The organism is Fructilactobacillus sp. X1R3C1 (assembly GCF_059901545.1).
Window position 1 is genome coordinate 1 of the sequence record NZ_JBWXUT010000023.1, and the last position, 261, is coordinate 261.

The window sequence follows — 261 nt, forward strand, 5'->3', positions numbered from 1 at the left end:
CGGGAGATCTCCTCACGCTCGGCCAAGCTCAGCACCCTCGGAGATCGTCGCCGCACCGGCGGACGAATCCCGCCATGCTCGGCCAGGATGTTCCGCACCGAACTATGGTGCCGATCGAACAAGGATGCGATCTGGTGCAGCGACTCGCCCTGCTGCCAGCGATCCCACATCAGTGCCTTCTGGGTGTCGGTGTAGTAGATCCTCTTCCTGCGCTTCATCTGCAACACTCCCGCTGCCTGTGCAGCTATCCGTGTGTTGCTT

At 61.7% G+C, this 261-nt stretch carries 1 pseudogene; it reads right to left on the minus strand.

Going from position 1 to position 261, the window contains the following annotated elements:
* Positions 1–218, minus strand: a pseudogene (locus tag AC6UD8_RS07055) (IS30 family transposase); the annotation flags it as partial.
* Positions 219–261: the final 43 nt, after the last annotated feature.